General features: G+C 45.0%; 18 protein-coding genes. 1 reads left to right on the forward strand and 17 read right to left on the reverse strand.

Annotated elements, in window-relative coordinates; genetic code table 11:
* Nucleotides 1–85: 85 nt before the first annotated feature.
* From AC3WU2_RS12155 to adhE, 17 genes are all read right to left on the reverse strand, one after another.
* The gene (locus AC3WU2_RS12155) at nt 86–790 is read right to left on the reverse strand and encodes a cytochrome c biogenesis CcdA family protein (protein ID WP_492454376.1); all 705 of its coding nucleotides are present in this window, start codon (nt 788–790) and stop codon (nt 86–88) included.
* Between the two features lie 14 nt (nt 791–804).
* A complete protein-coding gene (locus tag AC3WU2_RS12160) occupies nt 805–1,614 on the reverse strand; it encodes a metal ABC transporter permease (protein ID WP_492454714.1) in 810 nt (269 codons plus the stop codon).
* A 21-nt stretch (nt 1,615–1,635) separates the two neighbouring features.
* Nucleotides 1,636–2,415 carry a metal ABC transporter ATP-binding protein gene (locus tag AC3WU2_RS12165; RefSeq protein WP_492454378.1) on the reverse strand — a complete coding sequence of 260 codons (780 nt, stop codon included), beginning with the start codon at nt 2,413–2,415 and terminating at the stop codon, nt 1,636–1,638.
* Nucleotides 2,416–2,444: 29 nt separating this feature from the next.
* Complete coding sequence (locus AC3WU2_RS12170) at nt 2,445–3,434, reverse strand: metal ABC transporter substrate-binding protein (protein ID WP_492454380.1); 990 nt, start codon at nt 3,432–3,434, stop codon at nt 2,445–2,447.
* 242 nt (nt 3,435–3,676) lie between these two features.
* A complete protein-coding gene (gene metG, locus AC3WU2_RS12175) occupies nt 3,677–5,659 on the reverse strand; it encodes a methionine--tRNA ligase (RefSeq protein ID WP_492454382.1) in 1,983 nt (660 codons plus the stop codon).
* Nucleotides 5,660–6,248: 589 nt separating this feature from the next.
* The gene (gene yidD / locus AC3WU2_RS12180; protein WP_492454384.1) at nt 6,249–6,500 is read right to left on the reverse strand and encodes a membrane protein insertion efficiency factor YidD; all 252 of its coding nucleotides are present in this window, start codon (nt 6,498–6,500) and stop codon (nt 6,249–6,251) included.
* 5 nt (nt 6,501–6,505) lie between these two features.
* Nucleotides 6,506–6,973, reverse strand: a complete 468-nt coding sequence (locus AC3WU2_RS12185; RefSeq protein WP_018755097.1) for a Fur family transcriptional regulator — start codon at nt 6,971–6,973, stop codon at nt 6,506–6,508.
* A 164-nt stretch (nt 6,974–7,137) separates the two neighbouring features.
* The gene (locus tag AC3WU2_RS12190; RefSeq protein WP_492454387.1) at nt 7,138–9,327 is read right to left on the reverse strand and encodes a stalk domain-containing protein; all 2,190 of its coding nucleotides are present in this window, start codon (nt 9,325–9,327) and stop codon (nt 7,138–7,140) included.
* 164 nt (nt 9,328–9,491) lie between these two features.
* Nucleotides 9,492–11,117, reverse strand: a complete 1,626-nt coding sequence (locus AC3WU2_RS12195; protein WP_492454389.1) for a glycoside hydrolase family 3 protein — start codon at nt 11,115–11,117, stop codon at nt 9,492–9,494.
* Nucleotides 11,117–12,712, reverse strand: coding sequence for a response regulator transcription factor (locus AC3WU2_RS12200; protein ID WP_492454391.1), 1,596 nt, complete (start codon nt 12,710–12,712; stop codon nt 11,117–11,119). The genes AC3WU2_RS12195 and AC3WU2_RS12200 overlap by 1 nt, the downstream gene beginning before the upstream one ends.
* The gene (locus AC3WU2_RS12205) at nt 12,687–14,525 is read right to left on the reverse strand and encodes a cache domain-containing sensor histidine kinase (protein ID WP_492454716.1); all 1,839 of its coding nucleotides are present in this window, start codon (nt 14,523–14,525) and stop codon (nt 12,687–12,689) included. The genes AC3WU2_RS12200 and AC3WU2_RS12205 overlap by 26 nt, the downstream gene beginning before the upstream one ends.
* 21 nt (nt 14,526–14,546) lie before the next feature.
* A complete protein-coding gene (locus AC3WU2_RS12210) occupies nt 14,547–15,374 on the reverse strand; it encodes a carbohydrate ABC transporter permease (RefSeq protein WP_492454718.1) in 828 nt (275 codons plus the stop codon).
* Between the two features lie 2 nt (nt 15,375–15,376).
* Nucleotides 15,377–16,261, reverse strand: coding sequence for a carbohydrate ABC transporter permease (locus tag AC3WU2_RS12215; protein ID WP_492454393.1), 885 nt, complete (start codon nt 16,259–16,261; stop codon nt 15,377–15,379).
* 110 nt (nt 16,262–16,371) lie between these two features.
* Nucleotides 16,372–17,757: an extracellular solute-binding protein gene (locus AC3WU2_RS12220; protein WP_492454395.1), complete on the reverse strand. Its 1,386-nt coding sequence runs from the start codon at nt 17,755–17,757 to the stop codon at nt 16,372–16,374.
* A 194-nt stretch (nt 17,758–17,951) separates the two neighbouring features.
* A complete protein-coding gene (gene pflA, locus AC3WU2_RS12225; protein WP_492454720.1) occupies nt 17,952–18,698 on the reverse strand; it encodes a pyruvate formate-lyase-activating protein in 747 nt (248 codons plus the stop codon).
* 58 nt (nt 18,699–18,756) lie between these two features.
* Complete coding sequence (gene pflB / locus AC3WU2_RS12230) at nt 18,757–21,021, reverse strand: formate C-acetyltransferase (RefSeq protein ID WP_492454722.1); 2,265 nt, start codon at nt 21,019–21,021, stop codon at nt 18,757–18,759.
* 171 nt (nt 21,022–21,192) lie between these two features.
* Complete coding sequence (adhE, locus tag AC3WU2_RS12235; protein ID WP_492454397.1) at nt 21,193–23,805, reverse strand: bifunctional acetaldehyde-CoA/alcohol dehydrogenase; 2,613 nt, start codon at nt 23,803–23,805, stop codon at nt 21,193–21,195.
* A 321-nt stretch (nt 23,806–24,126) separates the two neighbouring features.
* Here adhE and AC3WU2_RS12240 point away from each other — a divergent pair, with 321 nt between their 5' ends.
* Nucleotides 24,127–24,846: a Crp/Fnr family transcriptional regulator gene (locus AC3WU2_RS12240; protein WP_018755086.1), complete on the forward strand. Its 720-nt coding sequence runs from the start codon at nt 24,127–24,129 to the stop codon at nt 24,844–24,846.
* The last annotated feature ends 7 nt before the right edge of the window (nt 24,847–24,853 follow it).

Raw genomic sequence — 24,853 nt, forward strand, 5'->3', positions numbered from 1 at the left:
CCTCTTTTCCAACATTATAAATTGTACTTCAATATGATACATGTTTTACAGGACCAAATGCAAGTCTGTCCGAACATTCACGACTCTAGAACTTCAACCAACTTGGCGTAATGGACTGCAGCCAGATCGTAATCCGGCTCATCTGATCCGTAAATAATAGGATCGCCATGATGATCATGATCACGCCGCCAATCTTCATCAGACGGTTCGAATATTTCAGAATCCAACGGGTCGAGCCAATGAAAAATGCAAATATAAAGAATGGTACGGCAAAACCGATGGTGTACGCTGTAATCAGGCGCAGCCATGCATTTGGTTCCGTAGCAGCAAGTCCAATGATCGCCGTCAGAATCGGCCCTACACACGGGGACCAACCCGCAGAGAATCCGATACCGAATACGAAGGAACCAATATAACCAGCCGGCTTAAATTTGAACTGAAATTTCCGTTCTTTCATCAGGAATTGCGGCTGGAATAATCCGACGAGGAATAACCCCATCACTAGAATTAATATCGCGGAAATCTGACGAATTAAATCTTTATAATCTACAAATAAGTCCCCTACTAAACTCGCACCATAACTTAGCGCATAAAAAACAACCGAAAACCCTAATACGAAAAAGAACGTATGCGACATGACGCGCATCCGTACTTCACGTGTGTTCTGTTCTGTCTTCAGACGATTGACGGACACACCTGTTATGAATGATATGTAAGAAGGATATAGCGGTAAACAGCAGGGCGAGATAAAGGAAGCCAGCCCCGCCCAGAATGCAATCCATACGCTCATGTAGAATCGTCCTCCTAAATTTTAAGACCACGCTTTACCGTCATGGTCACGATAAGAATCGTAATTAAGATCAATACAATCGTCGCCCCCGGTGCGAGACTCCATACCCCAGCGACCAAGAGACCGGCTATCGCCGCAATTTCAGCTATGATCACGGAGAAGATAATCGATTGACGGAACCCGCGTGCGATCAACAAGCTGCACGCCACGGGAATCGTTAGCAACGCGGAGATAAGCAGTGCACCGACAATTTTGATGGACACACTAATAATCAGTGCCGTAAGGACTGTAATCATGATGTTCAATGCACGGACAGGCAGGCCCGACACTGCTGCTGCATCTTCATCGAACGTGAGCAGGAACAGTTCTTTCCAGAACACCGCAACGACGATAAGTACAAGAACCGCAACGACTGCGACCACATAAATATCAAGATCAGTTAATGTATAGATGCTACCGAACAAGTAACTTGTCACGTTCAAGTTAAAGTTCTTACCTAGCGTGAAGAAGAGCGATGCCAACGCAACCCCACCCGACATAATAATCGCGATGGACAGCTCTGCATAGGTCTTATAAGCTTTGCGCAACCGCTCTATCGCAAACGAAGCGAGCAATGCAAAGATCAAACCGACGGCTAACGGATAGACCTGCAGCAGGAACCCCAGTGCAACACCGGCAATCGTTACATGCGCGAGCGTATCCCCGATCATGGATAGCCGTCTTAACACGAGAAAAGTTCCCATCAGCGGTGCAACCACCGCGATGAGAACGCCTCCGACGAACGCTTTCAAGAAGAAATCGCTTGTCATTAACTCTATAATCATATTCAATTCCGTTCGTCCCCTTTAAAGTGATTCTGTCTCTCGAACCGTGAGCGTATGCGATAGATTCAAAGCCTCGCAGTTCTCGATCTCATGGGAGTGCTTCACAAAGAACTTTAATTTGCCGCTCTGCTGTACAGGTTCTTGTCCCAAGTAGGCTTCAATCATATCCATGTCATGTGATACCATCAGGAACGTCATGCGATGATGCTGATGCATGTGCTGCACGAGTTGGAAGAAGTCATGCTGTGTCTCAATATCAATCCCTACAGTCGGTTCATCCAAGATGAGCAGCTCCGGATTATTAATAAGGGCGCGAGCCAAGAATACCCGCTGCTGTTGTCCACCTGAGAGTTGCCCGATCCGTTTGGACGCGAGATCTGCAATCCGCATCACATCCATGGCATCCGTACATTTCTGAATATCTTCCTTCTGAATCCGTCTCGCGACATTCCGCTTCCCATACACCCCAGATTGGACAACCTCACGAACGGTTGCTGGAAATAGAGGGTTAAATGAATTTTTCTGTGGTACATAACCGATTCGCTGCCAGCCGTTAAATTGCTCTATAGGTTCTCCGAATAGCTCGATGCGGCCGCTCTTTGGCTTCAAGAGACCTACAATCATTCGCATTAACGTTGACTTCCCTGCACCATTAGAGCCGATAAGCCCGACGAAATCTCGCTGCTGTACAGCAAAATCCAAATCACGAATGACCGATTGATCTTGATAGTCAAATGAGACATGCTCGAGCCGAATCACATCTTGATGGCACCGTGCATTCGTAGATGATTCAATCGTCATTATCGCATTCCCCTTTACTTGTTCTCACTCTATTGTAAAGCCTTAACTAAATTTTGCAAATTCCGTTCCATCAATGTAACATAATTTTCACCAGATTTGTCCTGCTCCGGTGTTAGGCCTTCGATTGGATTTAATACCAACGTCTCAACCTTCGCTTCACTCGCTAGCATCTTCGCAATCTGATCCGATACCAATTCTTCGAAGAAAATATATTTCACGTTATGTTCTTTCACATATTTCGTTAATTCAATAATGTCTTGACTGCGCGGTTCTGCTTCCGGTGACAATCCCATCACGGCTTTTTGCGTGAGACCGTAGTCGCGAGCCAAGTATCCGAACGCTTGGTGCGATACGACGATCTCTTTCTTGCTCGTCTTCGCAAGTTCTGTCTCAAACTTCGAGTCCAGATCTTGCAGCTTCTTCTCTAACTTCGCATAATTCGCTTCATAGTCCGCTTGATTCGCAGCATCTACTGTAATGAAGCTATCCTTGATATTCTTCGCCATGATGAGTGCAGATTTTGGACTTACCCACGTGTGCGGGTCCAGATACATATCATCGCCGTGTGCTCCATCGCTGCCATGATCGTGCTCGTCTTTATTGCCCGCTTCCTCGCCATGGTGATGCCCGTCATCGCCCTCTGCATGAATCATGTCAATCCCATGACTCACTTCAACCGTTTTTAGCGGTGTGTCTTTTCCCAGCCCTTGCAGGAAATTCGGAATCCAGCCTTCAAGGCCTGCACCATTATAGAGCAGCAGCTGCGCTTTGGATGTTACCGAGATTTCTTGACTTTTCGGTGTCCAATCATGCGGTTCGACGCCTGTCGGGATCAGATTCATCACATTGGCATGATCGCCCCCAATTTGCTTGGCAAAATCATAAATCGGGAAGATCGTCGTAACGACATTTATTTTCCCCTCTTCCAGCTTTATGGCGTTATTCTGTTCGCATGCAGTAAGCATGATCGCAAAGATCATTATGACTGCCCCTATCATATATTTACGCATCGATTTCATCGTCAATCCCCTCCCAAGGCTTTACTCTTAATCGTAAACATTACTGTTAGGATTATAAGGAGTTTCATGAAACCTGTCAACACCTAAATAACACCACAAAGTAGTGCATTGGCCCCGAAGCGATTCAGGTACTTTTAATCTCACCACTATGAATCCCCTTCATACCTCTGCCTTCCGTGCAAAAAAGACCGATAAGACGCCACTTCCATGGCTTCTATCGGCCTTTCCTGATATGATCTTACTTATTTCACTATGGCACCATTCGGCATGGAATCTGGTACCGTCGCAAGTGTTAATTGATCTCCAGCAGATGCTGCAAGAATCATCCCCTGCGATAACTCACCACGCAGCTTCACAGGCTTCAGATTCGTGACGCAAATAACCTTACGTCCGATCAATTGTTCAGGCGTATAAAACTTCGCGATACCCGATACGACTTGACGCTGCTCATAACCAAGATCCAATTGGAGCTTGAGTAATTTATCGGCTTTCTTCACAGGCTCCGCCGCTAATACTTGAGCTACACGCAGATCAACTTTCATGAAATCGTCAATCGCAATCTCTTCGACATCAACCGGAGCTTCAATGACTGCAGCATCCGTTGCTTGCTCTGACGCCGCTTCCACCACTGGTGTCACGCCGCCTGTCATTGATTGCGCGATGTAAGCCACTTCAATTTCTGCATCCAAGCGCGGGAAGATCGGATCGCCTTTCACGAGCTTCGTTCCAGCAGGAATCAAACCGAACGTATGGGTGCTATCCCATGCGGTTAATTCACCTGCTTCCAAGCCGAGCTGTGCCCAGATCTTCACTGGCGTCTGCGTCAAGAATGGCTGTAATAACACGGAACTGATCCGCAGTGCTTCAACCAGATGCACCATGACGGATGCAAGCTCCGCATTTTTCGCTTCATCTTTCGCAAGTGCCCACGGCTGCGTCTCATCAATATACTTGTTCGTACGGCTGATGAATCCGCCAATTGCTGTTAGGGCCACGGAGAATTCCATCGTATCTAGTGCTTCTTCGACCTTTTGCACCGTTTGAAGTGCTGTTTCGCGTAACGTCGCATCGAAGGCTGTAACATCACCAGCATACGCCGGAACTTCGCCGCCAAAATACTTGTCAACCATCGCAACTGTGCGGTTCAACAGGTTCCCAAGGTCATTTGCAAGATCCGAGTTCACACGTTCAACGAAGCCTTCCGGTGTAAACGATCCATCCGAACCGAATGGAACTTCACGCAATAAGTAGTAACGAAGTGAATCAAGGCCATAACGGTCGATTAACGTTACTGGATCGACAACATTCCCTTTGGATTTAGACATTTTACCGTCTTTCATGAGCAGCCAGCCATGTGCGAATACTTTCTTCGGCAGTGGAAGATCTAATGCCATTAGCATGATTGGCCAATAAATCGTATGGAAGCGTACAATTTCTTTACCAACAAGGTGTACATCCGCCGGCCAGTAACGGTTAAAGAGCTCATCATTGTCTGATCCGTACCCGAGTGCCGTAATATAGTTCGACAACGCATCGATCCATACATAGACGACATGCTTCGGATCGCCTTTCACTTTCACGCCCCAGTCGAAGGTTGTACGGGACACAGCAAGATCTTCAAGACCAGGCTTGATGAAGTTGTTGATCATCTCATTCTTACGCGATTCTGGTTGAATGAACTCTGGATTCTCTTCGTAGTAGGCAAGCAGACGATCCGCATATTTGCTCATCCGGAAGAAGTAGCTCTCTTCCTTCACCAGCTCAACTGGACGTCCGCAATCTGGACAGTTACCGTTCACAAGCTGACGTTCTAGGAAGAACGACTCACAAGGTGTACAGTACCAGCCTTCATATTCGCCTTTGTAAATATCTCCTTGCTGCAGCAATCGATCGAAAACAACCTCTACAATTCGTTTATGACGGTCTTCTGTCGTACGAATGAAGTCGTCATTCGAGATGTCAAGCTTCTTCCATAGCTCTTGAATGCCCGATACGATATCATCTACGAACTGCTGAGGCGTCTTCCCTGCTTCTTGTGCTTTACGTTCGATTTTCTGACCGTGCTCGTCCGTCCCTGTCAAATAGCGTACATCAAATCCACGTAGACGCTTGTAACGAGCCATTGCATCCCCTGCAACTGTTGTGTATGCATGACCGATGTGCAGCTTGTCGCTTGGGTAATAAATTGGGGTTGTAATATAGAATGTGTTCGCTGGTTTACTCATTGAGAAAGACATCTCCTTTAATGTGATGAAAATACAAAAAAACTCTCGCCCGCAATGGGACGAGAGTATGCTCACGTGGTACCACCCAATTTCCCTCTCTATTTCGCAATAGAAAGGCTCAACCAGTCCGTGTCGGACTGTCCATTAACGCTGGGCACGCTGCAACCTTACAAAGTTCTACGCATCTTCATCATTCGAATGCTTGCGTATAAACTTTGCTCGAGAGCAAATCCTCCAGGACCATTTTCCATATCCTCACCTATACCGGTTCTCAGCTTCCCCGGCTCTCTGATCTAGGCTACATACATGTACTTATCCCTTCCTCGGATAACATATATAAGAGGTTCAAAAAGTCATCATTTGATCACGAAGCCATTCAAGAGGCATAATCAACATTGAATCTTGCGTTCACCCTCGAAGAGCCTATGCTTACGAAGTATGTTTCCTCTGGAAACATTTCAGGTACTCATTTAGGTTTCGCCTAAACTCCGTTCCTCCTTCTTCAGGTTCTCGCAACCTTCTCGGTGCTGAAATGCCGACTTTTTGAACTCGCACTATAAAATGAATATAACGAGTCCGGCTTCCAATGTCAAGACAGTGGGTTTCCAGTCGACTCTGACTTCGACTTCGGTGGAGGAACCGGATCATAACCGCCTGGGTGAAAGGGATGGCATTTGCCAATCCGTTTGATCGCGAGCCAGGACCCTTTGGCAGGACCATGTACATCTATGGCCTCTAGCGCATAAGCAGAACATGTCGGATAGAAACGACAAGTTGGCGGCTTCAGCGGTGAAATCACTTTCCGATAGAAATGAATTGGAGCCTTTAGCACCCATTTCATAGCCCCTACTCCGTACGTGCAGCAGACAGGCTGGATTGACTGCCTGAATCTCCAGCTTCAACCGCAAGACAATCTTTGCAATAACCGAAGACTTCGAACTTATGCTTCACAACCTGAAACTGATCGGGTACGTCCGTCAATTGCATCGGGCAGAACGTGATCGGATACGTCTTCTCACATGTAAGACAGATCAAGTGATGATGGTGATGATTCTCTGCGCAGCGCGCTTTGAATTTCACACCTTCTTCGAACACAATCTGCTCTAATGCGCCAAGCTCCTGCATCACGCGTAAATTTCGATATACGGTATCGAAGCTTAATCCCGAGTAATGCTTACACATATATTCATACACGTCTTTAGGTGTTAAGTAGCCCTCGGACTCTGCGAACAATTTCGCCAACGTTCGGCGCTGATCGGTGATTCGCAGACCTTGTTTGGACATGATCTGCACAATTTCTTCTGTCTTGAGCAACCTCCATCCCCCCATCTGTTCACTACGTGTCCATTTGTACATCCATCCTCTAATAATGCAACATTATCGGACACCCGTCAATCGAACCCCATTGGGCTCTGAATTCCGTACATAAAAAAACCGTGAAGCCCTTCAAACGAAGGACCTCACGGTCGTGGGTAAACTTAGGATTGTGGTTGCTGTGCCAATGGGAAGAACAGCATGCTTACAGGCAAGTTACTACCGGATACAGGTGTGAAGAGAATCGTTACTGTCTCCTCTGCACTTCCTGTACGATAGACCACACTCGCATCATTGCTGTTCACGAGCGTTCCATTGCTAGGTGCTTCTGTCATTTGTCCATTAACGACGAAAATTCCTTTGTAGATGCCGCCACGTGGGTTGAATGCGATCAACGTATTCGGTGCAACATGGTTGAGTCGGATCGTGTACATCACACCGTAGTTCCCCATATTGATGCTCGGCATGCCGTTCGTATTATCAATACCGTTCAGATACAAATCATCATTATTATCTGCTAGCGAAATACGGGACGGCTTATCGCCAACGACTTGATTGAGCTCGATCAGACGATTCGCATTCTCATAAGTACCACGGATATGAATATTATCGCGATTTAACAACGTTAAGCTTGGCAAAGTCTTCAAAATGTCTTTGCTGCTTGCTACGGCTGCAACTTGATAAGTCACTTCCGAATCCGAGCTCACATCTCCCATTAAGCTGACGACATGACCTGGCTTCATCGCTTGCGCGCTAAGCTCAGAGAAGATTACCTTCGTCTCACCTGGCTGCAAAGTCGTCGTCTGACCAAGTGATCCGCTATTAAGCGATTTGAAATAACGCTCTACAGAGGATTTACCTGTAAGAGATTCGTATTCATTCGGACCTGCAAATCCAACATCTTTGACAGTCACATTCGTAGGCATCGTGCCTGGGTTCGTAACAACGACATATACTTTCAAATTCTGATTTGAAATATTCTTATGATGAACGAGGAATCTCGCTTCACCTTGAATCGTGTCGCGGAAGACAATCCCTTCCGTAGACAGACTCTCTGGACTGTTACTGCGAAGTAATGTCTGCTGCGAATCCGTCGAAGAGAATGGCGCTTTGGCAAGATCCCAAATATTGTTCTTCTCTAATGTGAACTTCTCACCTACCGGTGTATATAACTTGAGGAAGTCATCATGCAAATACAGCGTTTCATTGGTGATGGTGATGGTCTTTGAGTACTCACTAACTTGACCCAAGCGGTCTGTTGCTCGAATCGTAATTGTCTTCTCACCAGGTTCGAAATAACCAATGGACTTATTAACCCATTCCGTTTTAAAATCATTTTCATCATCTGTACTCTCATCGGTAAATGTAATCAATTCACCCATTTTGTACGTATCTTTGTCCGTTGTGAACTTCGCCACTGGCGGCAAGTTCTTCGGTTTGACTTCGATGGTTACAGAATAAGGCTCACTCCATACGCCATTTGCATTCATTACCCAATGGGTAATCGTGTGCGTCCCTGGCTCCATGAAGATGTTCTCATTGCCTTCCCAGCGATGCTGTACAATCTCTAGGCCACGCGGGTCCGAAGATTGATCCTTGTATGTCACAGACGTCTGCTCTGCGAAAATTTCACCAGGTGAGACTGTGAAATTTGCTGTTGGTGCGGAGTAGAGGTTCAACGTAATTTTCTTCGCCACATTATCTACGCTATAAGAGATATTTAATGCCTTTGTAATCGAAGTCAGTGGAACCATGAATACATCTTTTTGTTGATAAGCGTTACCGCTTGCTTTGTACGATTTACCATTAATCGTGTACGCCGCACTATTCGTCTTGAAGCGAACTTCTTGCTGGCCGCTCTTAAGGATTGTCTCTTTCGTTACCGCGTCATACTTAACGATAAACCCAGCTTGCTCTGCGATCGATCGAAGCGCAATATAAGAAATCCCTTTCGTCACCGTTAAAGGTTGAAGCGCCAACACCTCTTTACCATTACGATACATTTTGTTGCTGTTCATCATCAGTACAAGCTGATCGTCCGTCTTCACCGATTGAACATCTGGATCAGGCGTTACTTCGCCCGTTGGGTTGGTAGGACTGGTTGGATTCGTAGGATTCGTAGGGTTTGTAGGATCTACAGTACCACCCGGCTGCTGATTGTTTTCTGTTTCCGTTTCTGGCGTTACAGCCGATCCATCATTTGTCGAATTTTGCGTTGGGTTCTGCGATTTCTGCTGCGTATTATCGCCTTGTGTCGTACCTGGCGTCGTGCTTCCATCGGCAAATGCCGGCAAAGCAATGCATAATTGAGCGATAATAAATGTCGAGATGAGTGCTGTTTTAAATACTTTCATAAAGAACTCCTTCTACACGTGTCTACATTTTTGTGAAGCGCCGTCGGCTTCTTTCCAAGTATATAGACGTTGAAAATTCAAGAAAGTTTCTTGATTATTAAAATATTATGAAAAGACCGACATCCGTTGTCCCATGGATATCGGTCTTTAGCCTCTATTATTGCCTAGTTAACTGCCATTCCAAACGAGTAATCAGGTGAAAGCGTCACAGGAAGTTTGCCTTGTGCATCAATGTTACCCGTCAACACTTTGGCTAATGCTGCCATCGTCATGGGTCGATTCTCATAACAGCATACATAGCGCTTCACTTCAGGGAACTGATTCAAATCGTATGGGTTTCTAGTCGATGCGACGGTCAAGTTCACATTCGGTCTTGCTGCTATTTGTCGAACGATGGCCACTTGCCCTTCATGCAGTTCAGATACTGCGTTGTATGTAACAACGATGATTTGTTCATAGTCTGCAGCGAGTGCAAGTGCCGAAGCCACCTCTTCGGACGTTGGATGTGTGCTCACACGCAATTCCTTCACATCCACCCCCAGCTCAGCCAATGCAGGCCCTAAGGTGTACGCTTGCTCAATCGGTTCATCCACTTCGGTATGATGTCTTACTTCCGGCCAGATCACAAGCGTAGGTGCAGAACGATCAAATGTTGGTTGATCTTCATCCTTCACAATCGTAATACTCTTCTCCGTAAGTTGACGGATCACTTCCTTGCTCTCAGGCGTTCCGAACTGCGCAGCAACCCCACCCGTTAATGGATGAATATCTGACATACGACGTTTTTCTTTGAGGGATAGAATACGTTCAACAGAAGCATTAATTTGCTCTTCGGATAGACGGCCCGATTGCACCGCTTGCATCAAGGCTTCAATTGCAGCAACTTGCTCCTCCAGCGTATGGCTGACAAGGACTATATCTGCACCCCCTTCAATCGCCATCACTGCGCCTTCCGCAACACCGAACTCTTTGGAAATCGCGTGCATTTCGAGACAATCCGTAACGATAACGCCATCATATTGGAGCTCAACGCGAAGTAAGTCATGAAGCACTTTGCGCGATAACGTGGCAGGAATCTGTCCAGGCTCGAATGCTGGGAACATGACATGTGCGGTCATAATCATATCCACACCAGCTTGAATCGCACGAATGAACGGCGCAAGCTCAAGCTGCATGAGACGCTCACGATCATGCGGTACGGAAGCCAATCCATAATGTGAATCGACAGCGGTATCACCATGTCCCGGGAAATGTTTGGCTGTTGCAACAACATCCGAAGATTGATAGCCTTCAATGGTCGCAATGCCTAACTCGCTTACAAGTTCAGCGCTTTCTCCATAAGAGCGAACGCCAATGACGGGATTCTTCGGATTATTGTTAATATCGAGACTCGGGGCAAAATTCACATTGATCCCCATAAGGCGAAGCTCGCGCGCACAGATCACAGCCGCTTCATATGCGAGCTGCGCATCGCGCGCAGCACCGATCGACATATTGCCTGGAACAAGGGTGACTTCATCGGTATCAATCCGCGCTACCATGCCGCCTTCTTGGTCGATACTGATAAAGAGCGGGATATCAGAATTCTTCTTGTTGAACTGCTGCAACGCATAAGAAAGGTCTGCCATTTGCTGAACGTTCGCATAATTGCGACGGAAATAGATGACGCCACCAATATGATGTTTCTCAATTAGCTGTACGATATGCGCATCCGATGTGTAAGCATTAAATCCGCATATCACCATTTGACCGATTTTTTCTGCTAGTGATAAATTCTCTAATTTGCTCATTATTCTTCCGCCTTTCTCTCCCGATAATCTGAAGGGGTCATACCTGTGTACTTCTGGAATACTTTTGTGAAATATCGGCGTTCCATGTAACCAACAAGCGATCCAATCTGCGTGATGCTCTTATCGCTGATGACTAATAACGATTTAGCGAGCTCCATCCGCTGCTTCGTTAAATATTCGACGAAGGTCTCTCCGAAGTAATTTTTGAATAATAGACTGAAATAACTACAGCTAATACCCAGATGATCTGCAATCTCATCAATTCCGATATCGGAACCTAAATTGCGTTGAATATAGTCCTTGGCCGAGATCATCAATAGTTCACTCGACTTCTTACTCGACGTTACATCAAGCGCACGGTTTACGAGCTCTGTAATGACGACGAGCAGCTCCTTCAGGCTTACTTTATACCTGAACTTCGCCCATACTTCTTCCTCTTCTGTAGCAGATAAGACGTCCATCTCTCGCATCTCCCGCAATAAATGAATCACGATGTAGTAGAAGAACTTCTCTGCCTGCGCAAGCGAATTATCTGCCGATACGATCAGACTGGTCTTCAGTTCGTGCAAGGACTTCTCAATTTTACCTCGATCACCATGCCGTAAGCCAGAGACGATCTCTTCAATCAATTCCCATTGAGAGCCCGTAGGCTCTGTCTGACTCGGAACACTATCACCCACAGAGATAATCTGTTCTTGATCTGGATTGGTGAGCAGATATCGCTGAATATTCTTATAGGATAGAGCAAGCTCGCGAATTAAGATAGGGCCTCTATCATAACCGACACTAACAGTCATTTTGACGTTTTCTTTTACAGCCTTCTGCAGACAGGTTACCCACTTCTGAATCTCTTCCTTACTCACATGGAATGAATCATGGTAGAACTGAATGATGAGACACCATTCCCCTTCCCGGGTCTGTAATGCCGCATATTTCAAATGGAATTCTTTGAGCGCATCCTGAAGCACATTACTCACGGCGAAGTTCCACAATTTCCGTTCATTATCATTCCAAGTCACCGATTTCACCGAATAATGATCTAAATCGACGATCATCACAACATACTCTAAATCCTCAATCCGCTGATCTTCATGGGAAATGAAATAATTCGCATCCCCATTCGAATACCCCATGAGCACGTCGAACATCATTTTCTCATAGGCTAAATCGATCATTTTGCCCCAGCGGCGCTCCGCCATCTGCTTCTCCATGCGAGCTGTCCGGATCATGCCGGCAATCCGTCTAACCACGTCTTCCAAATTCTCATAATTGATTGGCTTTGAGATATAATCGCGCACCCCGTGCTGCAAGGCAACCCGAGCATACTCAAACTCCTCATAGCCCGTGAGCATCAACACTTCACATTCCGTATCGATCTTCCGTAGCTCGCTCAAGAAATTCAGTCCATCCATAACAGGCATCCGAATATCGCACAGGATCAGATCAGGCTGTTCTTGCTTCACAACCTCAAGCGCTTCAACACCGTTGCGTGCCAAAGCCACGATCTCGATATCCATCTCTTGCCATGGAAGTACCATCTTCAAGTTGTTCAAAATGTGGATTTCATCATCAACGAGCATCGCTTTTAGCTTCATACACTTCACCTGGCCCATACTTCGGAATTCTGACTTGAATGATTGTACCTTGATTTTCTTCTGAACAGATATAGACACCATATCGATATCCGTATTGAATTCGAATACGATCCGCCACACTCCGCAGCCCGAGGCCGCGGCGTTCATTCATCACGATATCTTGGCCTTCAGACGTGAGCGTATCATCATTTTTCATGTACTGGAATTTACGTAATTGCCGGTTCGATATCCCAATCCCGTTATCTTGAATTGTGATCACAATATCGTCTCCCTCGACGTACCCTGTCACCTGTAGGAATCCTTGATGCGTGATCCCTTCGAACCCATGTTGAATGGAATTTTCGACGAGCGGCTGCAGCGTTAACTTGAGAATCATCGAGTTCAAGACTTCACTAGGCATCTGAATATCGAAATTGAACAATTCATCGAATCGGAACTTCTGAATCTCTAGATAACTGCGCAGATGCTCGATTTCCTGGGAAATCATAATCTCTTCTTTATCCTGAATGCTAATCCGCAAAATATTGCCAAGACGATAGACCATCTGGCTAACCTTGCGTCCTTCATTCTGTATCGCCAGCACGTTAATCGATTCGAGGGTATTGAATAAGAAGTGTGGCTTGATCTGCGCTTGCAGCACTCGGAGCTCCGCTTGTGCTTTGTGCTTCTGCTCTATCTTCACCTCTTCGAATAGGTTATTCACCTGGCTGATAAGGCTGTTGAATCCTTTCGAAAGTAAAAACAATTCATCATTGCCCTCTTCATCTACACGAGCAGACAAATCTCCATTCTCCACCCGGCGCATGAACCGCACAATACGAATGATCGATTTCGTAATCCGATTCATGAATAACCAGAAGAAGAGGAATGCGGCAAGTAAACTAATGAACAGAATCCCAACAACCCATTTTAGGAATATCCCCATATCCTGAGACAGCGAGTTCCAAGATGTCGTGGATACGAGGTACCACTGCTTATCCTTCAACTTATTCACAGAGACAACGCTCTCATGGTGATTAAAATCATCACGATAGCTTTGGTAGCTGGAATTGAATTTCATCGGTTTGCCGAGAAACGGGTTAATATTTTTGCCATTGTATTGTTCTTGTGTGTCATAGAGAATTAACCCGTCTTCATTCACGAGGAAAAAGCGGGTGTCTTCTAAATTTTTACTATAGCGGAAGTCATTAAAAATGCGCTCAATCTCCCAGTTCTTAATCTGAGTAATCAGCACACCGATATTTTTCATCGTCGTTAATTCTTTGACCATCCGAATTTGCGTGAACACAGGATCCGTACCTGTAATCTCTTTGTATTCATACGGACCGACCCATTTGGGCGCTCCGTTCAGTTCGACAACCTCTTGATATAACGGTTCACGCTTGAATCTAGCAAAAGGTAACGCTGTGAAGTTCTCTTTCGTAAATATCGAAGCGATCGTCGCATCCTTGAGATTATAAGCAAAGGCAAAGCTAATCGTCGGATGGCTGAAGAGATTGACGCGGAAGTTTCGTTGATTCTCATTCAGCTTCAGCTGCTTGGCATCCGATAGATCAAGTTCACGGGAATTGACCGCACCGATGGCGGTCTGAACCACATTCCCTGCGATCCCATTCTCCGTGACCTTGTCCATTTCACTGAAGACGAACTGAATGTTCTGACTAATCGCCTTGAGTGAGAATTCTGCTTGTTGACTATACTTCTTCTCTATCAAATCGAAAGTGACGAAGTAAGTGATAACCCCTACGAGAACGAGCGGGATAATGATGAGCGTTATAAATGCTGTGAATAATTTAAGTCTTAAATTCATCATCATAATCCCACTCTCCTCCGGTTACCCCTTCACACTACCAGCCGTAACCCCTTCGATAATCTTCTTTTGTAGTACAGCATAGATGACCATAACCGGCACGACACTATAGACGATACCCGCCGACATCTGAGCATAGTTCGATTGATACGCATCTCGGAATTGAACCATACCGGTCGGAAGCGTTCTAAGCTCATCATTCGAGATGAAATAGTTCGATAGTAAGAACTCGTTCCAGTTCCCTAGGAAGTTCACGATAAATACCGTTACAATCGCGGGAATCGTGAGTGGCAACACCATTTTAGCAAAGATACCGCCAACGCTCAACCCGTCTACGACAGCCGCTTCTTCAATCTCAGAAGGGATGGACTTCATGAACTGCGCCATAATGATGACCGTGAATGGAATCGCATTCGCAACATAAGGAATAATGAGTGCCAAATGCGTATTCAGAACGTTCATTTTTTGCATCAATAAGTAGATCGGCAGCATAAGTGATGTGTTCGGAATTAGCATACCAAGTAGGATCAACTGGAATAGTAGCAAGCTAATTTTACCGAAACGCATCCGTGTAACCGCAAAGGACATCATCGCACCAATGAGGATCGTTACGCAGGATGATAGCACGGCAATGTACAAACTATTTAAGAAATAAACGTTGATCTTCGCATTCACCCATGCCGTTACATAGTTATCCCAAACGAAATGTTCAGGCAGACCGAATGGACTTAACGCGATCTCTGAGTTATTCAGCTTAAAGGATGAGAAGACGACGAAAAGAAACGGGAACAAAATGATGAGCAAGTAGCCCATTAGGACGATGTGGTTAATACTCTTCTTCAATGCTCTCATCATTAGTATTCAATCCTTTCGCTCCGTCTCGCAATCAAGACTTGATACAAGACCGTCAGAATCATTGTAAATACGAAAATGATGACCGAAATCGCATTACCGTATCCATATTTAAAGTTCGTGATTGCATATTTGATCATATATGTCGCCATAACGTCCGTCGATCCTGCTGGACCGCCTTTTGTCATGACAATAATAATATCCGCTGCCTTCATCGCACCCGCGATCGAGAGCATAATAACAACCGATACGACCGGCATGATCAGCGGCATTGTTATTTTCATCGCACGTTGGTACCCTGTCGCTCCATCAATTTCTGCCGCTTCATCTAGATCTTTAGGAATCGAGAGAATGGCAGCGAGCACCATAATAATGTAGAAACCTGTCCACTGCCAACCGTTCGTAATTAGAATCGAGAGCATGGCAAATTTCGGATCGCCTAGCCAGTCAACGGCTTCAACACCGAAGAATCCAAGAATTTTATTGAATAAGCCAACATCATAGTTGTAAATAAATCCCCATAGAATACCGATAACCGCCGTAGACATGACCGTTGGCATGAACACAGCCGTCTTGTACAAAGATTTAAATCGCTTAACATTCGCAATCATCAAGGAACTAATGACGATAATGGGAACCTGAATGAAGCAAGAGAAAAGAATAAAATATCCGTTATTCTTCACTGCGTTCCAGAACGTCTCATCGGTTAATGCTTTCGTATAGTTCTTGATTCCCCAGAATTTTAAATTATCTGAAACACCGTTCCAATTCGTCAGACTGTAATATACAGCATTAATTAGCGGGTAGATAAAAAACATTACAAATAACACTAGGGCCGGAATAACAAAGAGCGCGTATATATAAGGGTTTCTCATCGCTTTGTTCATAACAGTATCCGCTCCATCCTCCAAAAGATTGTGTTTCTTGTGTAATGATTAAAGGGCGCCACCTGATTTAAAGTAGCGGGTGGCGCCCCTTTCATTATCACATTCTAGAATTATTCAGCCGAAGCGTTTGCTTCTTCTTGAACTTTTTGAATGGCTTCTGCTGCTTTCTCAGGTGTTGTTTGGTTTCCAATCAATTTTTGGATCTGAACGCCAATTTCAGTATTCACGTCTGCTGGTACGATCGAATCAAATGCTGCGTAAGAAATATTTACATGTGTCAATACACCAGCGATTTCTTTCATTAATGGATCTTTAACCGATGCATCAACTTTTGCTTGATCTACTTTCATCGAAGGCAATACGCCGTCTTCAACCAAGCCGCGGATTTGCATATCTTCGTTGTACAAGTTTTTGATGAATGCTTTTACAGCTGCTAATTTTTGCGGGTCTTTCGCAACTTCAGCGGAGAAGCCATAACCGTTGTTCACGTCTTGCATTAAGGAAGTTTGGTCCCCTTTACCGTTCGTGAAAGGAGGAAAATTGAAGAATCCTACTTTACCGACCAACTTCCCACCGTCTTGACCTTCCTTGAACAAGACAGACGCCCAAGTCCCGTCGAACATCATGACAGCATCACCATTGAAGAATTGTGTGCGCATATCAGCGTACTCAAGTCCGAGCTCGCCTTTTTTGAAATAGCCTTTGTCTACCCAATCTTTATGTGTTTTGAACGCTGCAACAACGTCAGCATCTGTCCATTTTGCATCGCCTGTGTTAAATTTCTCTGTTACATCCGAACCAGCTGTACGTGACCATAGGTTGTTCGTGATCATCAGCGGTACCCAAGATGCTTTGGACCCAGCTGCTAGAGGAATTTTTCCATCCTTTTTGATTGTCTCAAGCAAGGTTTGGAATTCATCGAATGTTCCAGGTATTTTCAAGCCTTTTTGCTCGAAGTATTCTTTGTTATAGAATACTGCCTCAGCGGATGCACCGATTGGCAAACCGTATACTTTGCCATCAACTGTCCAAGGGCCTAAGTTCGTGAATTTATCTTTAATGCCAAGCTCTTCAAGGATTGGCGTGATATCAAGCATTTTTCCTGCTTTAGCATATGTTTTTGCATCTGGGCTACCGAATGCATCGAAGATATCAGGTACGCTGCCGGATGCCATTTCGCCTCTAAGTTTTTCTTTACGGTTAACGTCGGAGTCAACGCCATCTAATTTGAAAGTAAGGCCTTGCACTTCGCCTTGTGTCTTCTCTACAACTTCTTGAAGCATTTTAAAGCGAGTTTTCTTTTGCTCACCGACTTGTGTATGACGAATTGTCATTTCGAACGGCTTCGCTTGTTCTGGCTCTTTAGCTGGTTCAGTCGTTGTTGTGTTGTTATCCGTTGTCGCAGGTTTTTCTTCTGCTGTTTTGGATCCACAGCCTGCTAGCGCGATCGAAGCAACGAACACGAATGTCAATAACATCAATAGACTTTTCTTCATTTAGAAGACCCTCCCAAAAACTTTTATTTGTTTGCTACACCTTTATTATAGGTCTTACTGCTTATTATGTAAGGACGTCATTTCGATGATCGAGGGATAAAATCATCTACAATCCAAAATCCATTAGATAAAATGACAACAAAAAGAACTGTCAATTTCTAGGATTAGAAATCAACAGTTCTTTATTCAAAACTTTATATTTGGACCGTTTTACCTTCTTGTATTCCTTGCTCGATCAAACGGTACGCCCGCTGGACTTCATCTTCTGTCGGAGAGGGTACACCTTGTAGCGGGTATTCCCGTCCAAGCTGTTCCCACTTATAAATCCCCATCTGATGGTATGGCAGAATCTCGAATTTCTCGACATTCTTAAGCGTGCCGATGAATCGACCCAGGTTCAACAAGTCATTCTCATCATCATGGATGCCTGGTACGAACACATGTCGGATCCAGACTTTCTTCCCATGATCAGATAACCAACGTGCCGTCTTAAGCGTATGCTCAACGGATTGCGAAGTCAGCTTCATATGCTTCTCTGGGTCAATGTGCTTGATGTCGAGTAGCACCAAATCCGTCACTTCCATTAAATGCTCCATACGTTCCGATTCGGGATCGTTGAATCCATTCGAGTCCAATGTCGTATGCAGATCCCACCGTTTCTTCACTTCTCGGAACAAGGCCGCAACGAAGTCCGCTTGCAATGTTGGTTCTCCTCCGGAGACGGTTAGTCCGCCCCCAGAGTTTTTGTAGTACGGGATATATGGCTCAATTTCTTTGATGATATCATCAATCGTAACATGCTTGCCTTCGGATGTATCCCATGTATCGGGATTATGGCAATACTGACATTTCATCGCACAGCCCTGCATGAATAACACGAAACGAATACCTGGTCCATCAACGGTGCCAAAAGTTTCTAGTGAATGAATACGTCCCTCCACTCGCTTCACGCATCCTCTCTGCAATGCACTGTATAGCTATAACAGTCTGCTATTGATATTACATGGATCCATGGAACGTACGGTTAATAACGTCCATTTGTTGTTCTTTCGTCAACTTAATGAAGTTAACCGCGTATCCAGATACACGAATCGTAAGCTGCGGATAGTTCTCTGGATGTTCCATCGCATCAAGCAATTGCTCACGTGCGAATACGTTCACGTTCAAGTGATGCGCTCCACTGCCGAAGTAGCCATCCATCATGGATGTCAGGTTGGTTTTACGCGACTCTTCGTCCTTACCAAGTGCTTTAGGCACGATCGAGAACGTATTGGAAATCCCATCTAGGCTGTGCTCATACGGTAATTTCGCTACAGAACTCAAGGAAGCAAGAGCACCTTTCTTATCGCGTCCATGCATTGGGTTCGCACCCGGTGCAAATGGCTCGCCCGCTTTACGACCATCCGGTGTCGTACCTGTTTTCTTACCGTATACAACGTTCGAAGTGATCGTCAGTACGGATTGTGTTGGCAAGGAGTCACGGTATGTTTTGTGTTTACGAATCATACCCATGAATGTCTCAACAAGCTCGATCGCAATGGAGTCAACGCGATCATCATTGTTACCATAGTTCGGGAATTCGCCTTCCACTTCGAAGTCAACGGCAATCCCGTTCTCGTTACGGATTGGGCGAACTTTCGCGTATTTAATCGCACTTAGGGAATCGGCAACAACCGACAATCCTGCGATACCGCAAGCCATCGTGCGAAGAATTTCTTTATCATGAAGCGCCATCTCAATACGCTCGTATGAGTATTTATCATGCATGAAGTGAATGACGTTGAGTGTGTTGACATACAACTTCGCAAGCCATTCCATCACATTGTGATAACGTTTCATGACTTCCTTGTAGTCTAATACTTCAGATGTGATACGCGGGAATTCTGGGGAAACTTGAGCACCAGATTTCTCGTCTACGCCACCATTGATCGCATAGAGTAATGCTTTGGCAAGATTCGCACGTGCGCCGAAGAACTGCATTTGTTTACCAATACGCATTGCAGATACGCAGCATGCGATGCCGTAGTCGTCACCGAAGTATGGACGCATCAAATCATCATTCTCGTACTGGATGGAGCTCGTTTCGATCGAAGCTTTTGCACAATATTTTTTGAAACCTTCTGGCAATTTCGTCGACCATAATACCGTTAAGTTTGGCTCTGGAGCAGGACCTAGGTTGTACAATGTGTGCAAGAATCGGAAGCTGTTACGAGTAACACGTGTCTCGCCATTCACACCCATACCACCGATGGATTCAGTTACCCATGTTGGGTCACCACTGAACAATTCGTTGTAATCTGGTGTACGTAAGAATTTAACGATACGCAATTTCATAACGAAATGGTCGACCAATTCTTGTGCTTGTTCTTCGGTCAATGTACCTTCTTGAAGGTCGCGCTCGACATATATATCTAGGAAAGATGAACAACGTCCTAAGGACATCGCTGCACCATTTTGTTCTTTAATCGCTGCGAGGTATCCAAAGTATAACCATTGGAAAGCCTCTTTCGCGTTCATTGCTGGCTTCGAGATATCAAATCCGTGCATTTCACCCATTCTCTTCAGCTCGCCTAATGCGCGAATTTGTTCAGAAATTTCTTCACGGTCACGGATAACATCCGAAGTCATGGAATCAAGTTCCAAGTTCTTTAGGTCTTGTTGTTTTTGCTTGATCAAGAAATCCACACCATACAATGCAATTCGGCGATAGTCACCGATAATCCGTCCACGGCCGTAAGCATCAGGTAGGCCTGTAATGATACCCGCTTTACGCGCAGCTCTCATCTCGGATGTATAGGCATCGAATACACCTTGGTTATGTGTTTTACGAATATCTGTGAACATGTGGATGATCTCTTGCGGCAATTCGAAGCCGTATGCTTTACAAGCATCAATCATCATTTTAATGCCGCCAAATGGTTGGATCGAACGTTTGAAAGGCTCATCCGTTTGAAGTCCGACGATTTGCTCTTTATCTTTATCTAAATAACCAGGGCCATGGGATACGATCGTTGAAGGATGATTCACATCTACATCAAGCACGCCGCCATTAGCAATTTCTTTTTTCGTAAGTTCGGATACGATCTTCCAAAGGGCCGTTGTATTCTCTGTAGGGCCTGCCAAGAAAGCTTCGTCACCAAGGTAAGGCGTAATGTTCAGACCGATAAAATTATTTACGTTTACCTCTCTGTTCCATTTACCGTCTTTAAATCCACGCCATCCGTTTTGTTGTTTGTCCATAACTTCTCTTTCGATCACCGACATCGAAATCCCTCCGTTATTTCTATTTTCGCCGCTCATCAGCAGCTGACCATACTTTGTAACTTTTTTCACTATGTCGTTACATCCTTATTCTAGCTCATTTATCGCAATAGAGGTGTGACATCCATCACACCTCTACGCATCCAATTTCTACATTTATGAAATCGTAAAACTTTATTCAAATTTACCGTAGAAGGCATTGCGATAGACATCTGCTAGCTCGGTTACAAGCGGCAATTTCGGATTGGCTGTTGTACATTGATCTTCGAATGCACGATCTGCCAAATAATCAACACGCGATTCAAAATCCTTCGCATCGAAACCAATCGCTTGGAACGATTCAGGAATGCCTAATTTTCTGTTCAGATCACGGATTGCTTTGACCAAGCTATTGACGCCTTCTTCCGTCGTCTTCGCTGGCAATCCTAGAATACGCGCGATTTCTGCGTAGCGCTCATCCGCTACGAAATGGTTATATTTCGGGAACGACGAGAACTTCGTCGGTTTCTTCGCATTATAACGGATGACATGCGGCATCAAGATCGCATTTGTACGTCCATGTGCTGTATGGTATTGACCGCCCCATTTATGCGCCAAGCTGTGGTTAATGCCTAAGAATGCATTCGCGAAGGCCATCCCTGCAATCGTCGAAGCATTATGCATTTTCTCACGCGCAGTTGGGCAAGCTTCGTTGGCGGATTTCTCCAAGTATTGGAATACCAGCTGGATCGCTTTGATCGCAAGACCATCGGTAAAATCACTCGCCATTACGGATACGTAAGCTTCAATCGCGTGTGTCAATACGTCCATGCCTGTATCAGCAACAGCTACTTTAGGCAATGAGTATACGAACTCAGGATCGACAATCGCTACGTCTGGTGTTAACTCGTAGTCTGCCAAAGGATACTTCGTATTGCCTTTTTCTTTATCCGTAATAACCGCGAACGATGTTACTTCTGAACCTGTACCGGAAGTCGTCGGAATCGCAACGAATTTCGCTTTTTGTCCGAGACGTGGGTATTTGTAGATCCGTTTGCGGATATCCATGAACTTCTGTTTCAAATCGTCGAAGTCGGTATCAGGGTATTCATAGAATAGCCACATGCCTTTCGCAGCATCCATCGGCGATCCACCACCAAGTGCGATAATGCAATCTGGTTGGAAACTGTTCATGAGCGCTGTTCCGCGTTCAACCGTTTCTGTCGATGGATCCGGCTCAACATCCGAGAAGATCTCAATCGCAACTGGAGTTTGGCGTTTACGCAAATAATGTTCTACTTTATCAACATAGCCAAGCTTCACCATCATTGGATCCGTTACGATTAAGACGCGGCTAATATCCGGCATTTTCTCAAGGTATTGTGTACTTCCTTTTTCAAAATAAATTTTATCCGGTACTTTGAACCATTGCATATTCACGGTACGATGCGCCACCCTTTTCACGTTAATGAGATTGACTGCTGTAACGTTCGAGGATGTCGAGTTGCGTCCGTAAGATCCACAACCAAGCGTGAGCGATGGCATGTTCGTATTATAGATATCCCCGATTGCTCCATGGGTCGATGGAGAGTTAACAATAATCCGGCCTGTCTGTAGACGATCCGCGAATCGTGCAATCACATCTTGGTCGTTCGAATGGATCGCTGACGAGTGGCCCATACCGCCGAATGCAACAATTTCTGCTGCGCGATCGATACCTGCTTGAGCATCTTTTACCTTGTAGCAAGCAAGAACTGGACTTAATTTTTCAGCTGATAATGGATATTGCGTACCTACACCTTCAAGCTCAGCGATCAAAATTTTAGTCCCCTCAGGAACCTTTATACCAGCCATCTCTGCAATTTTCGTTGCCGGCTGTCCAACAATGACGGGATTTACCGCACATTTGTCGCCTTTCATCGCACTGCCTGTTAATTTCGCTGTTTCTTCTTTGGATAAGAAGTAACATCCATTGTCTGTCATGATTTTCTTCACTTTATTATAAATCGGCTCTTCAATGATCACGGCTTGCTCCGAAGCACAGATCATGCCGTTATCGAATGTTTTGGAGAGAATAAGATCGGTAACTGCTTGTTCAATATTCGCTGTTTTCTCGATAAACGCTGGCACGTTGCCCGGTCCAACGCCAAGTGCTGGTTTGCCACAGCTGTATGCTGCCTTCACCATACCTGATCCGCCAGTTGCTAAGATAAGCGCAACATCTGGGTGATGCATCAACGAATCTGTTGCTTCCATGGAAGGGAACTCGATCCATTGAATACAATTTTTCGGTGCGCCATGAGCGACTGCTGCATCACGTAGAATACGAGCGGCTTCAACGCTGCATTTCTGAGCGGATGGATGGAATCCAAAAATGATCGGGTTACGTGTTTTAATCGAAATAAGTGCTTTGAACATCGTTGTGGATGTCGGGTTGGTTACTGGTGTAATCCCCATCACAATCCCAACAGGTTCAGCAATCTTCTGGAAATTATCGAATGAGTTGTCTTCGATCACGCCAACCGTTTTATCATATTTAATACTGTGGTAAATGTACTCTGTAGCAAAGATGTTCTTCGTAATTTTGTCTTCGTATACGCCACGTCCTGTTTCTTCCACGGCCATTTTGGCAAGTGCCATATGCTGATCCAGTCCTGCGAGCGCCATTGCCTGAACGATGGAATCGATCTGCTCCTGGTTAAATCCCATGAACTCGTCAAGCGCTGCTTTCGCGTTCATTACGAGGGAATTGATGTGTTCTTGCACAGTAGGTACAGTATTTTCTACTTTTGTATCTTTCACTGCCATGGTTCTCCATCCTCCATTTAAACTACATATATTTTACAATTCCGCTTACAAATTGATCATAACATATTATTTCCCGATTTTCTACGTGAAATTATTCACAAAGTGTGAACATATTGTGAAAGACATCACATTAACTCTTTTTTCAATGTTCGCTTACTATTCGTCAGTGATTTTTACCACAATGTTTACTGAATATTCAAATTTACTTAAAAATTAACGTTATGATGTGATCCAAAACGTGATAAAATAAGTTTGTGAAGAAATGCACATCATAGATTTTAACAACTAAAAAAGTGCATATCAGAGGAAGGAAATGATATTATGACACTTCTATCTCCAACCGATGTAGAAAGAACAGGTAATACAAGCGTATTCTCGGACACGAACTTCAATCGGTTATCTGTCGTAATGAAAGAACGAATTTTTCCAGAGGGATCCCATCTATTCTGGGAGGGCGATCCAACCGACAAACTGTTCTATATTAGCAAAGGCCGAGTCAAAATCACAAAATCGACTGATGAGGGCAAAGAGCTCATTATGTATATGTACCAAGCCGGGGACTTAGTCGGAAATGTCGATCCCTTCAACCAAGGCAAACACAGCTTCACGGCTGAAGTGATGGAAGAGACAGAAATTGGTATCGTGGAGCAGAAAGATCTTGAGCTTCTCCTCTGCCAACATTGCGACTTCTCCATTGAGTTCATGAAATGGATGGGACAGCATCATCGGCTCACGCAGACGAAATTCCGTGACCTCATGCTCTATGGCAAGCCTGGCGCCTTATGCTCTACGCTTATTCGACTAAGTAATTCTTATGGTGAACCGCACGGAGAACACACGATTATCAACAAGAAAGTAACACATACGGACTTATCCAATATGATCGGTGCGACACGTGAAAGTGTAAACCGGATGCTTAGCGACTTGCGTAAGAAAGATGCCATCGAATACGAAGGCGGACTCATCGTCATTAAAGATGTTGCGCAGCTGCAGGAAATTTGTCATTGTGAGAAATGCCCATTATCGATATGCCGCATTTAATAATAAA

It is taken from the genome of Paenibacillus sp. EB106-05-06-XG162, assembly GCF_058791655.1.

Coding starts and splice junctions, on each gene's coding strand:
- AC3WU2_RS12155 (WP_492454376.1), bottom strand. CDS start 790: ATGAGCGTATGGATTGCATTCTGGGCGGGGCTGGCTTCCTTTATCTCG.
- AC3WU2_RS12160 (WP_492454714.1), bottom strand. CDS start 1,614: ATGATTATAGAGTTAATGACAAGCGATTTCTTCTTGAAAGCGTTCGTC.
- AC3WU2_RS12165 (WP_492454378.1), bottom strand. CDS start 2,415: ATGACGATTGAATCATCTACGAATGCACGGTGCCATCAAGATGTGATT.
- AC3WU2_RS12170 (WP_492454380.1), bottom strand. CDS start 3,434: ATGAAATCGATGCGTAAATATATGATAGGGGCAGTCATAATGATCTTT.
- metG (WP_492454382.1), bottom strand. CDS start 5,659: ATGAGTAAACCAGCGAACACATTCTATATTACAACCCCAATTTATTAC.
- yidD (WP_492454384.1), bottom strand. CDS start 6,500: ATGAAATGGGTGCTAAAGGCTCCAATTCATTTCTATCGGAAAGTGATT.
- AC3WU2_RS12190 (WP_492454387.1), bottom strand. CDS start 9,327: ATGAAAGTATTTAAAACAGCACTCATCTCGACATTTATTATCGCTCAA.
- AC3WU2_RS12195 (WP_492454389.1), bottom strand. CDS start 11,117: ATGAGCAAATTAGAGAATTTATCACTAGCAGAAAAAATCGGTCAAATG.
- AC3WU2_RS12200 (WP_492454391.1), bottom strand. CDS start 12,712: ATGAAGCTAAAAGCGATGCTCGTTGATGATGAAATCCACATTTTGAAC.
- AC3WU2_RS12205 (WP_492454716.1), bottom strand. CDS start 14,525: ATGATGAATTTAAGACTTAAATTATTCACAGCATTTATAACGCTCATC.
- AC3WU2_RS12210 (WP_492454718.1), bottom strand. CDS start 15,374: ATGAGAGCATTGAAGAAGAGTATTAACCACATCGTCCTAATGGGCTAC.
- AC3WU2_RS12215 (WP_492454393.1), bottom strand. CDS start 16,261: ATGAACAAAGCGATGAGAAACCCTTATATATACGCGCTCTTTGTTATT.
- AC3WU2_RS12220 (WP_492454395.1), bottom strand. CDS start 17,757: ATGAAGAAAAGTCTATTGATGTTATTGACATTCGTGTTCGTTGCTTCG.
- pflB (WP_492454722.1), bottom strand. CDS start 21,021: ATGTCGGTGATCGAAAGAGAAGTTATGGACAAACAACAAAACGGATGG.
- adhE (WP_492454397.1), bottom strand. CDS start 23,805: ATGGCAGTGAAAGATACAAAAGTAGAAAATACTGTACCTACTGTGCAA.
- AC3WU2_RS12240 (WP_018755086.1), top strand. CDS start 24,127: ATGACACTTCTATCTCCAACCGATGTAGAAAGAACAGGTAATACAAGC.